Origin of the sequence: Chryseosolibacter histidinae (genome assembly GCF_018598225.1) — a bacterium.
Classification (GTDB): domain Bacteria; phylum Bacteroidota; class Bacteroidia; order Cytophagales; family Cyclobacteriaceae; genus Chryseosolibacter; species Chryseosolibacter histidini.
Window position 1 is genome coordinate 28,757 of sequence record NZ_JAHESF010000042.1, and the last position, 12,145, is coordinate 40,901.

11 protein-coding genes are annotated in these 12,145 nt (G+C 49.8%); all 11 read right to left on the reverse strand.

The window, feature by feature from the left end:
- The 11 genes from KK083_RS26765 to KK083_RS26815 all read right to left on the reverse strand — a co-directional run bounded on the left by KK083_RS26765 (position 1) and on the right by KK083_RS26815 (position 12,117).
- A complete protein-coding gene (locus tag KK083_RS26765) occupies positions 1–648 on the reverse strand; it encodes an acetyltransferase (RefSeq protein WP_254169208.1) in 648 nt (215 codons plus the stop codon).
- Between the two features lie 2 nt (positions 649–650).
- Positions 651–1,730 (reverse strand): DegT/DnrJ/EryC1/StrS family aminotransferase, encoded by a 1,080-nt coding sequence (locus KK083_RS26770; protein ID WP_254169209.1) that lies wholly within the window; start codon positions 1,728–1,730, stop codon positions 651–653.
- 72 nt (positions 1,731–1,802) lie between these two features.
- The gene (locus KK083_RS26775) at positions 1,803–2,816 is read right to left on the reverse strand and encodes an ATP-grasp domain-containing protein (protein ID WP_254169210.1); all 1,014 of its coding nucleotides are present in this window, start codon (positions 2,814–2,816) and stop codon (positions 1,803–1,805) included.
- A complete protein-coding gene (gene asnB, locus KK083_RS26780; RefSeq protein ID WP_254169211.1) occupies positions 2,816–4,705 on the reverse strand; it encodes an asparagine synthase (glutamine-hydrolyzing) in 1,890 nt (629 codons plus the stop codon). The genes KK083_RS26775 and asnB overlap by 1 nt, the downstream gene beginning before the upstream one ends.
- Before the next feature lie 47 nt (positions 4,706–4,752).
- Positions 4,753–5,883 (reverse strand): CapA family protein, encoded by a 1,131-nt coding sequence (locus KK083_RS26785; RefSeq protein ID WP_254169212.1) that lies wholly within the window; start codon positions 5,881–5,883, stop codon positions 4,753–4,755.
- Positions 5,880–7,004, reverse strand: a complete 1,125-nt coding sequence (locus KK083_RS26790) for a hypothetical protein (protein ID WP_254169213.1) — start codon at positions 7,002–7,004, stop codon at positions 5,880–5,882. The genes KK083_RS26785 and KK083_RS26790 overlap by 4 nt, the downstream gene beginning before the upstream one ends.
- The gene (locus tag KK083_RS26795) at positions 7,004–8,125 is read right to left on the reverse strand and encodes a polysaccharide deacetylase family protein (protein WP_254169214.1); all 1,122 of its coding nucleotides are present in this window, start codon (positions 8,123–8,125) and stop codon (positions 7,004–7,006) included. Before KK083_RS26795 ends, KK083_RS26790 begins: the two co-directional genes overlap by 1 nt.
- Before the next feature lie 12 nt (positions 8,126–8,137).
- Positions 8,138–9,391, reverse strand: a complete 1,254-nt coding sequence (locus tag KK083_RS26800) for a hypothetical protein (protein ID WP_254169215.1) — start codon at positions 9,389–9,391, stop codon at positions 8,138–8,140.
- Positions 9,388–10,503, reverse strand: a complete 1,116-nt coding sequence (locus KK083_RS26805) for a glycosyltransferase (protein WP_254169216.1) — start codon at positions 10,501–10,503, stop codon at positions 9,388–9,390. The genes KK083_RS26800 and KK083_RS26805 overlap by 4 nt, the downstream gene beginning before the upstream one ends.
- A complete protein-coding gene (wecB, locus tag KK083_RS26810; protein WP_254169217.1) occupies positions 10,496–11,587 on the reverse strand; it encodes a non-hydrolyzing UDP-N-acetylglucosamine 2-epimerase in 1,092 nt (363 codons plus the stop codon). Before wecB ends, KK083_RS26805 begins: the two co-directional genes overlap by 8 nt.
- Positions 11,588–11,589: 2 nt before the next feature.
- Positions 11,590–12,117: an acyltransferase gene (locus KK083_RS26815; RefSeq protein WP_254169218.1), complete on the reverse strand. Its 528-nt coding sequence runs from the start codon at positions 12,115–12,117 to the stop codon at positions 11,590–11,592.
- Between the last annotated feature and the right edge of the window lie 28 nt (positions 12,118–12,145).

Sequence of the window (12,145 nt, forward strand, 5' to 3'; positions counted from 1 at the left end):
TCATCCAATATTCAGTGGTGGCAGCGTTTTGATCTTTCTTGCCGGCACGCCAACGGCAAGGGAATTGTCAGGCACATCTTTCGTAACAACAGCTCCGGCCCCCACAACCACGTGATTGCCGATGACCACATTGGGCAGGATGATGGCGCCACTACCAATGGAGCAGAAGTCGCCTATCGAAGCGCCACCCAGCACGGTTGCCCGCGGCGAGAGCTCGCAGTAACGGCCCACCGTCACATCGTGGTGAACGGCAGCAAAGGCGTTGACGAGGCAACCTTCACCGATGCGCACGCTGTTGCTGATCATTACAAATTCCATCACATTCAACCCTTCACCGAGGCTTACATCAAAATGACCTGTTCGCGACGTAGCAGCAACAACCGAGACCAACTTTCCTCCGGCGGTACGCAGCTTCGATGCCACTTTCCAACGGTTGGCCGGGCTGCCGAGCCCCAGGATGAATCGCGGATCCTTTTCGAAAATCACCGCAGCCTGCTCAACACTTTTCACTACCGGAAACCGGCCATAAAAAAGCTCCGGACCTCCTTTGCTGATGTCGTCAAAGAAATAAAGATCATCAAGGCTTTCCTGCTGGTGCAGTAATTCCAGTATCTCTTTCGCGTGTCTGCTGGCGCCGGCTACGATCATGTTCAGTTATTTTGAACCCTCAGCATAAGCCTCGCCACAAAATCGATCTCCTCTTTGGTGAGCGAATGGTAAATGGGGAGACACAGGATGCGGGTGCTGACAGTTTTGGTGACGGGCAGATTGGCCTCCTTCACGTAGGGCAGGCTATCGAGCGAGGGATAAAAATATCTTCTCGGATAGATCCAGTTCCTGTTAAGCTCCTCGACGATGCGCAGTGTGATGTCTTCTGACGGCAGCACGATGGGGTAATAGGCGTAGTTGAACTCGGCGTGTTTGCTGACCACCGGTCTTTCATGGCGCAGGTTCTTCAGCACTTTGTCATAGTAAAGGCTTTGCGTGCGCCTGCTTTCCAGGATGGAGGCGATATGATTCAGGTTTACCAGCCCCATGGCGGCATGAAACTCGGAGTTCTTGCCATTGATGCCCAGGTCGGCAAATCTTTCGGGGCCGTCGTGCCCGAAGTTACGCAGGTACGACATTTTCTTCAGCAGCTCAGGCCTGGTCGTAAACACCGCTCCTCCTTCTATGGTATGATAAAGTTTGGTAGCATGAAAACTGGTGGTGCTTACGTCGCCATACTCGAATACCGATCTTCCCTTGTACTTCGTGCCGAAGCAGTGGGCGGCATCGTAGATCACTTTGAGATTATGCTTTTTCGCAATGGTTTCTATGGCATCGATATCGCAGGGAATACCGTAAACGTGCGTGGCCAGGATGGCTGACGTTTTCGGCGTGATGGCAGCTTCAATTTTGGAAGGATCGATGTTCAGCGACGAGGGGTCGATGTCAACAAATACCGGTGTGCATCCTTCCCACACAATGCTGCTGGTGGTGGCCACATAAGAGAATGGTGTGGTGATGATCTCTCCTTTCAGGTCGAGCGCTTTGATGGCGATCTGAATGGCAATGGTACCGTTGGTCATATACAACAGGTGATTGACATTCAGATACTCCTTCAGCTTCAGCTCCAGCTCATTGACCAGCGGGCCATTGTTGGTGAGCCAGTTGCGCTCCCAGATACCATCCAGATATTTATCAAACTCTGCTCTTGGCGGTAAGAATGGTTTTGTTACTTGTATCATAGGTATTTTTTTGCCAAAACTTGTCGCGGCAAAGTTATTAACTTAATTAAATTTATTCTTCTTCATTAAAAGTTACTCCTTACAAACAGCATCCACCATCCATCCATACGGATTGAATTTGCCCTCGTGCCAGTTCATCTGCCGGTCCCAGAAACCGGGACATGCCTCATACACCGCCGGTGCAAAACCATAACTGATCTCGATCAACAAAGGGTTGTTTTTCGCATCAAACACAAAATCATAAGCAACACACTGGGCCTTCAGCTTTTCTGTGAACGCAAAGGCCAGCTTCACGCAGCGCAGATCGATCTGTTTCATATCGTGCACAATGTGGCCACTGCCCGAAGCCCTGAAATCGTTTTTGCGCACCATTCTTTTGATGGCGAATGCTTTTCCATCGATCACGATGATGCGGGTGTCTGAATCATTTCCGGGCATAAACTCCTGGAAGTAGATATAACCTGATTCATTACCCATGATCTGCGCATAGGGCGGGGGTACGATCAGCCTCACCATTCCTTTCACCACCTCTCTTGCATTCGCTTTGCCGAGCCGGTATTTCCTGATCCGCTCTTTCAGGCTGCCGAATGCATCATAAGCTTTGAATCCTTTGCTAAACGCACGATCGATCAGCTTCCTGGCCATCGCCTTGGTCCGCACCAGCCTGACATTCTGCGAGGCGGCGCCACCACGCAATTTGAATACTTTCGGAAACGAGACACTATCCGCCCACTTCAATGCATCGGCTTTGTTATAAAACACCCAGGTGGGCACAAGCTCCGTAATATTCAAAGCTTCCAGCAGGTATTTCTGCCCGATCTTGTCATCGAAATGCCAGCCGGTGTTGAAGTCGGGAAAAACCTTCTTCCCGCTCTGCTCGAGGGAGAAGAGAAGTTGTTTGGCAAAGAGAATATCTTTGGGTCCCCCCTGCTGGTGATGCCAGAGCAATGCGTCACAATCCGCCAGCTGCTGCACGATGTCATTTGCGTGGCAATTGACGATCTTGTAAGGAATGCGCTTTTCCTCGCAGTAGGCGATCCACCGCTCGGCGAACGAGCTTTTTGTATTATGAATGGCCAGTCTCATCACACTTTGAATTTTTTCGCCCATGCTTCGAACGCAATCATGATCCAAAGTGCGTCCAGCTCTGCGGATGAAATGTGTTGTAATTTCTGAAGCCAGCCCTGCACCACCTTTCCATCGAAAAGTCCTCTTCCGGAAATGGATGGAATAATATCATCCATCAGGTATGCGCTGAACTCTTTATCCGCGAAGAAATTGCGAACGGGGATCCCGAATCCTCCTTTGCTGCGATAAGCGAACTTGTCGCCGAAGATGCCCGCGGCCATTTTCTTCAGCTCGAATTTCGTTTGCCCTCCTTCGCCGATCAGGTAATGCTCTGGGATTGTAAAACTGCGCTCCACCAGGTCGTTATCCAAAAAAGGCACCCGGTTCTCTATGCTGGCGGCCATCGACATCTTATCCTGGCGGATGAGCAGGTCGGGCAGATAAGTCTTAATCTCATACTTCACCTGCTTATCAAAAACAGATCCACCCAGTGCGTTGTAGATATTTTTCCTGTTGGCCAACGCCACGTCCATACTAAAATCCTTCTTCAAGGCGGCAGCCAGCGCAGGCGTCATATAGGCCGATCCCATGATGGCCCGGTAATCTTCCGACAGGTAAGACAGCAGATGCCGCACCGGAGTCTCTTTGTATTTTTTGAGGCTCGATAAAACAGTACGTGGCTTGAAAGGCCTGTACGTGTTGGCAAAACGGCTGTATCCGCCGAACACTTCGTCAGCGCCTTCTCCGCTCAGCAGCACGGTAACATGCGCTTTTGCTTTTTGCGATAACAGATAAATGCCGATGGTGTTCGGGTGGTTGAGGGGCCCTTCAAAATGCCAGGTAGATCGCTCGAAGCTCTTCAGGTAAAAGGAAGCATCGAGCTGGAACTTGTGCGAGATCAGACCGAGCTGTGCCGTAACATGATCCATGTAGGGCTCTTCGTTGAAGAAGGGGTCTTCGAAAATAATGGAAATGGTCTCGAGCCGGTCGTCCTGCTTGATCTCCTTGGCGAAATACGTCACCAACGATGAGTCTATACCTCCTGAAAGCTGACAACCCAACTTCACATCGCTGATCAACTGGCGGTCAACGCTCTTTTTCAGATTAGCACGCAGGTCTGAGCTTATGCGCGCACTGCCTGAATCGCTTTGCTGGCGGGTGTAATCATTGATATCGAAATACTGGCGTGTCTCGACCTTTTTACCGGGAGAATAGACCTTAAATGTTCCTGGCTCGAGGCAGCTCACGCCTCTGAACAAGGTCTTGTTAATGCTATTCCTGAACAACAGGTATTCATCCAGCAGCGTTTGATCGAGCGCTGGTTTAAATTCCGGCAGTGATAAAAAACTTTTGATCTCGGAAGCAAATGCAAACATCTCTTCCGTTTCAAAGAAATACACGGGCTTGATGCCGAAGCGGTCTCTGGCGATGTAGATTTCGCGTGAGCGCAGGTCGACGATCGCCAGGCCGAACATGCCATTCAGGCGGCGGATCATTCCATCAAAGCCGAACTTGAGGTACAGGTAAAGGATCACTTCCGTATCGGTGGAGCTCCTGAACCGGTAACCATCCGCCACAAGCTCATCCTTAAAATCAAAGGCGTTGTAGATCTCACCATTGAAGATCAGTATCACCTGGTTGTCAGGACTGCACATGGGCTGATGACCATTCTTGGATAAGTCGAGGATGCTAAGCCTGTTGAAGCCGAGCATGCCTTCAAACCCATTGCGGACCTGTTCTGTCTCGCCTGGTGTATATTCAAAGCTCTGCGGCGCTACGAGCGAGAACGCGCGCACACCTGCATCATCGGGACCACGGTGATGCTGCAGCTCCAGCATCCCGTTGATGCCGGCTGTAGAATTTATACTCTTCCCAGATTTATAATAATATCCCGTGATTCCACACATAACTTTATTCCAGCGATTGAGGGTGAGGTTTATTTCAGTAACGACATTTAATTTTCAAGGCTTTTGAGCAAAATATCCCGGTGCGCTTCACATCGCGTGATGTTCAGCATCAGTCTTCTTTTCTCTTTGCTGAACATGCTCGGAATGAACCCGCGCTTGCGAAGGGACGCGAGCAATGAATTCCGGTATGGCTCGAGGTAAATGTTATAAATATCTTTTTTGCTCCTGCAGTAGTCATCAAACTGTTTTTTTAGCTGCGCATCATCTGCAATGACGGAATTCAACCTGCTGAGGTTGTCATTAAATTTCGACAACGCCTCCCCTGACAGCCTGAATACGCCCGGCTTCGCGTCGTTTTGCTCAAATGGTATGATCTCAAACGATACCGGTGTATGCTTGCCGATCTTCAGTCGAACGGCGTAGCCTGTATTCCAGAAAGAATTTCGCTGGCCTGCCCAATCGAACACAAAATTGCCCAGGCTGTAAAAGATCGGGGCGCCTTCATAGACCTCGTATCCTGACACAATGTGCGTGTGGTGGGCTATCACCGCTGAGGCACCGGCTTCAACAAAAAACCGGAGGGTCTCCTTTGTACGGGGGCTCGGCAATTCATAGAACTCGTTGCCTCCGTGAAAGATCACGATCACAACATCCGACTGGGATTTCGCCTGGCGGATGTCGTGAAAGTTCTTCGCCAGGTCGAGCGGGTTCGCACCGGCCTCATCGCCATGGGTATTGGACCATTCGTTCTCGGTGATGTTCAGCACCGCGATGCGCGTTCCCTTGATCTCGGTATAAAAAGGCTTTCGCGCTGCTTCCAGGTTACGGCCTACGCCAACGGTAGCAATACCCGCGCCTTTGCAAAGCTCCATGGTATCGAACAGTCCCTGGCTTCCGTAATCCATGATATGGTTATTGGCCATGGCCACCAATCCTACACGGGCATACTGAAGCGCCTTCACACCTTCGGGATGTGCTTTCAAATGAGGGCCTGTCTTGGGGATCGTTTGGCCATCCTTCACCAGCGGGCACTCGAGGTCCACGATATTGAGATCGCTTTTATCGAACTCTGCCTTGAGGTCGTTAAAGACAGCCTGCATCTGACCTTTCAGGATCAGGTCTTCAACGCGCAGCTGCGGGCAAAAATCGCCTGTTAACAGTATGCTTACTTCATTCATTTTGACGTTGTTGTTTTGATCAGGTCACCCAATTCGTCTGAGCTCATGAATTCAACATCGGGCCATTTTTTTACAATGGTGCTGAGCAGCTGTCTGAGCATCTTTAAATTATTATCTCTGTTGGCAGGATCGATGGTGCCGATAAAATTGATCCTGTGCGAGCAAATGATCGCTGGCTTATTCCATCGAAAAGCATCGTTGATACTTGCCAGCGTATAATCAACCCAGTCGCTTTTGTAAAGCAAACCTGGCTCGAACACACTGTTCCTCACCAGGTAGATCAGGTTGTTGTCATTTCGTTTTCCGAGATAATGAGAGGCTTTCTTATAATTATCGAAGCCTCCATTCGGTATATACTGGTACCGGCTACCCTGTAGATACGAAACACCCTGCTTCGCCAACTGACCTTCCATCCCGCTATCCCAGGTATAACAGGGTGCGATAAAGGATTGTGAGGCATACCCGAATGTTTTCCTGAACATCTGCAAACCATCCGCTGCGATCGCTGTTACCTGATCGAGCTCCGCAGGGCTGTCCATGTCCATCGCTTCCATAAAGCTGTAGTCGCCCTGGCCCGAGAAGGTTGTTTCCTGATCAAATGCAAACAGCACATCCTTGCCTCCTTGCTGCAGCGCCTTCATCCATCTACTGATATTCAGGTGTTCCCTGCCGTGGAACTGTGGCCTGAACAACCGCTGCTGCTGGCCTTGCTCATATAACTGAAACACCTTGTTGTGGCAGGGATACCGCTTCAGGGTTTCAGTAAAATGTTCGTAGTGATATTCACGATATCCTGAATCTTTGATCTTCCTGAAATCGGGGTTGGCCATGATGGCGTTGGCTGTGAGCACTGCGGGATTGCCATTCTTATCGCGCGACGAGCTCAACACCTCAAACAACGACTCAAGGTCTTCATTGGATTCAAGACAATCCAGCCGGTTATACTGACTACTCGTTACCTTGAACCCGTATTTCAGAAAACGTTCATACACTTCTTTCGAAGGTACGCGAATGCTTCCCCAGTCATCGGACTCAATAACAACGATCTTCCGCCGGCTGGTCCAGCCCGGTATGTTCCTGAGATTCCTCATGACGGAGGCGCCAATAGTCCTGATGTTCATTATTTCGATTGGTTCATGAGGTCTCCCAACTGGTCTGAGGTGATGAACTCCGCGTCAGGCCAGGTCTTTAAAATTTTCCCCAGCAGCTCATCCAGCATCCTTAGTCCATTTTCCCGGTTCTTAACATGGATGGCACCGATATAATTCACCCGGTGGCTACTGATCACAGCCGGTTTGTTCCATTGAAATGCCTGCTCGATGTCGCGCATACAGGACGACACCCAATCCTTGCCTGCTTGCCCGGGTTCGAAGAAACAATTTCGTGTGATGTAGCGCTGGCCATGTTTGTTCTTTTGTCCCAGGTAATGCAGCACACGCCGGGTCTTCCCTTCTCCCAACGCCTCCTGCTGGATCTTGGAGCACGACATATACTTTACCCCGCCGGCGGCCGCTGCTGCTTCCAGTGTATTGTTGAACGGTCCGTTCGGCGGCACAAAGAATGTGGCCTTATACCCGAAGAGCTTTTCAAATAGCTGGAGGCCGTCTGTGATGATCAGCTTCTGCTCGGCCACTTCAGACGCATCGGTGAGATCGAAGGCTGCCTGGTAGCTCACGCCATAGGGATGCAAATTGTTAAAGCCCCACATCTGTTCATCGAAAGCCAGCCGCGTAGGTTTATCGTTCTCACGAAGCGCTTTCATCCACGCGGCCACGTTGAGGTGCTCTCTTCCATGGAATTGTGGAACGAACAATTTTCCTTTAATGCCCTGCTGCCACAGTGTGAACACGCCTTCACGGCCCGGATAGCGACGTAAGGTCTCTGTAAAAGGCTCGTAGTGGTATTGCTGAAAATCAGACTTTCTTATTTTTTCAAAGTCAGGATTGGCAACCATGCTCACGGCGGTGAATGCTGCGGCGCGGCCATTCTTGTCTTTGTGGTTTTGCAATGTCTCGAACAGCGCTGTGAGATCAGCGGCATTAGCCAGGGTATCGTTGTTGTTATAACGAAATGAGTCACCTGAATCCAGGTCCACACCTCTCGATTTCAGGGAAAGGTAGGCCTCGTGTGATGGCATCCGTACGCTGCCCCAGTCATCGGACTCGATCACTACGAGCCGGCGCCTGGTTTTCCAGCCGGGAAGATTGGACAAGAACTTTTTGATATTGGATACGACGCTCACCTGGAAAAATATTTACTTGATCAGATCTATTAAGGGCACATCATTATCAACAAACGGCGCTGTCAATGGATTACCGACCACCGTCATCATTCCCAGTGTATTAAAACCAACCCTTATTTCAACAACGATGAACAGGAGCGCCGCCAGGATGAACGGGATTCTGATCCACTGCGGGAATAAATTACCCTGATGTGTTTGCACAAAAAGAAATAACGCTGCAACGATGATCATCAGCGAGACCAGCTGAAACCTCACGCCCAAAGACGGGACACTGATCATCAGGTTGGTTAAGGTAAACAGCATCAACCCGAATGAAAGAATGCTCGCCGTTGTATGATCTTTCGCAATGGTGCCTCTGTACTTGAAAAAGATAATGGCCAACATCACGTTGATCACATACATCAGCGCCACCACTCTCCACCGGATGTACCAGTTGGTTTGCTGGGGAGCCACGTTGACTTTTTCAAGATATTCTTTGCTGACATAAGTGCTCGAGCGTTGTTCCAGCACCGTGGGCAGAAAGCTCGCGTAGGTTCTCAGCGCATCGGGGCTGACCTGCGAAATAAAGAAGGAAGAAAAATAGAGCAGTAAAAGTAACAGCAGGCGGTTGCCCACAAGAAAATAGATCAGCAAAATAACCGCAGGCAGCACAAAGCTGAAATGAACGAGCAGCGACGAAAGGCAGATCAGGAAACCGCGTATTCTATGGCCTGCCGAGATCTGAAAGAGGCCGTAAACAAATATGTGCGCCGCCGTCCAGAACCTGAATCCATTGATCTGCCAGATGGCCACGATGAGCGCGAACAATATGATAAACAGGATCGCTTCCTTTTTTAGCTTGTGTTCTACAAAAGACAAAAGAAACCAAAGGTTGCGCGAGTAGAAAAAGCCGAAGATCAATCCGAAGAAAGCGAACAGCACCCTGCCGTTATCGGTGAACCTTGAAACGATAAAGGTCAACAAAGGCTGCACCACATCGATGTAGCTTGTCTGCTCGCTGTAAAGCAGCTGGGTAAAGTCGCTCAGGCCGAGGCCGTGCTCTTTTGAGAAACGGCTCAGGTTCAGCTGATACCGGTTGGCATCGATATCATTGTTTGAAATAACAAAGGTGAATCCATAAAACACAATGAACAACCAGACGAGGTTTCTGGCACCAGAGAATTTATAATTGCGCACAGCCGCTATCAGTGCCCCGAAAGGCATGATCAGAAACAACACGAAAGGTACAGGTGCTGCGTTGGCCGCGCGGTTCAATGGCTGGTTCAATTCGTTTTATTCATCAAATTTAAAAAAGAAACTGATACGTTTTGTATTCGATATTGCTCGTAACCTTGCATAGGCACCCGTGCAGTAAAGTCTCTGTTCAGGAACTGGTCGATCTCCGCTTTGTTCAGCCGGTTGCTGGGGATGGAAAGCACGGGCCTGCCCGTCAGGTAATAGTCGATAAGCTTGCTCGGCGCCTGTGTTACGGTGCTGTTCTCGAAGTTCACAAGGAAGTCCATGGCCGCAAGTGTATGGATCAGCTCCTGCCTTGGAATGTAGGGCCTGATCACCACCTTACCCTCAGACCGTGCGGCATAGTCAGCCACCAGCGCGGGAGCGTTTGTAAAAATAACAAACCTGTAATCTATCTTCTGGGTAAGCAGGTAATCCAAGAACATCCGCGGATCACGTTTACCCATGATGAATGAGCCAGCATATCCAAAAGTGATGGTCTTGTTCGGTGTGAAAACAGGAAGCCCTTTTGTGAATTCATCGAAGTCAAGCCCCTGGGGGATGATCTGCATCTTGGGATGGAACTCTTCGTAATAGGCAGCGCGTGCAGTCTCGATCGGGATGGCGATATGATCCGCCCTCCTGAAAGTAAACTGCTCCACATATTTGAAATAGAACATCTTTTTGAACGAGTCGCTCAGGTCTCCCATGTAAGGATCTCCGCAGTCGGCCACCCATACTTTGGCGATCTTTTTCTTTTTGCCCTGCGCCCAGGCAACTCCCCAATGCACGGGATAAGGCACTGCAAAGGACAACAGCAGGTCATAGCCACGTTTAGACCGCAAGGCACTTTTGTACCGGAAAGCCAGTTCAAGATCAGGGTACTCCAGCAACAGCAGCAACATCCTGTTAAGCGCCCTGAAAAAAATGCTAAGCCTGCCGTTGGGAATGCGTACTGGTTTCAACAAAAGTTTGGGAAGGTATTTCAGATCGATTCCATGAGCTTTGCAAAACGTACGGGTAACTTCTCCCCTGTCGAGGGTGATCACCGTTACATGATGTCCCTGGCGCACCAATTCCTTCGCCAGCTCTGTCGCCCTGAACGAACGCGGAGAATTCTCAGGATAAAAAGCCGAAGAAGCGATCAGGATCTTCTTACGCATACAATGCTAATAAATGTTCTACAATCCGCTCGGCTGTGTGGCCATCCCATTTTTCAGGAATGCCTCCCTTCTTCCACTGCCCTGCAAACAACCTGTCGAGGGCTGGCCTGATGTTCCTGGGATTGGTGCCGATAAGCTCGTTGGTTCCGACGGCTACGGTTTCAGGACGTTCCGTGCTGTTGCGCAGTGTCAAACAAGGTATGCCCATCACCGTGGTCTCTTCCGTGATGCCACCCGAATCGGTGATCACAGCTTTTGCATGCTGCACCAGGTAATTGAACTCGAGGTATCCCAACGGATCGACTATATGCAGGTTCTTTGCGCTTATTCCCAGTTCTGAGAAGATCCTTGCGGTGCGGGGGTGGATCGGGAAAACAATGGGCAGGTCTCTCACATTAGCAGTGATCTCATGCATCAATTCTTTTAAAGTATGATGATGATCCACATTGGCGGGGCGGTGCAGTGTCAGCACAAAATAGCCGGACCGGTTGAGCTTCAGCTGATCGAAGAATGCAGGTCTTTTGAAGTTCTTCTGATTCTTCAGCAGCGTATCGATCATCACGTTCCCAACGAAGAAGATCTGATCGTTGGTAGCACCCGCCTTTCTTAAATTATTGCTGGCTTCTTCTGTTGTGGTAAAGAAATAATCCGTGATGCTGTCAGTCACCATCCTGTTGATCTCTTCAGGCATGGTCAGGTCAAACGAGCGGATCCCAGCTTCCACGTGCACTACTTTTGTATTGAGCTTTTTGGCCACGATCGAACAGGCCATGGTGGAGGTCACATCGCCCACCACCATCACAAGATCTGCGGGGTTCTGTATCAGCTCCTTTTCGAAGGCCACCATGATCGCCGCCGTTTGCTCTGCCTGTGTTCCTCCTCCGCATCCGAGGTTGGCGTGCGGCTCAGGAATGCCCAGCTCGTGAAAGAAGGTATCACTCATTTTCTGATCATAATGCTGGCCGGTATGCACAAGGCGATAGGAAATATTAGATCCTTCGGTTGCCGCTTTCTGAATGGCGCTGATGATCGGAGCTATCTTCATGAAATTAGGACGCGCGCCTGCAATAATCGTAATGGTCATTCTTAAAGTGAATTTTGTTTAATGATCTTCGCCGGACACCCGGCAATAATGAGATTGCTGTCAAAAGATTTTGTAACCACGCTGCCGGCGCCGACAATCACATCGTCTCCGAGGCGAACTCCCGGCAGGATCACCGCGTTGGCACCGATCCAGCACCGCTTTCCGATAACGATGGGACCAATGGTTTTGTCGTGTTTAGTAAAATCGTTCTTCACGTGATTCGCTGAAATGATCTTGACCCCTGGCGCGAATATGGTATCGTCACCAATGATCACACCATTGATACCTTGAATATAACATGAGCCCGAGTTCGCAAAATAGGGCGCAACATTCTTACCGAGGGTAATGGTCTTGCTCACAATAGACGTGTAGTGTACCATAAAAGGCACCTCCGCATTGATCCTGAAGATCTTCTGGTAGATAAAATTGATGATCCTCAGCCCAAGGGTACAGGGTGAGAACATGTACTCCATGAGGTTCTCGGGTTGATTTTTTTTCCAGTTCCTGTATTTGAATCTATTAAAAATCATATGCGCGATGTTTGAACGTGTATGCCGC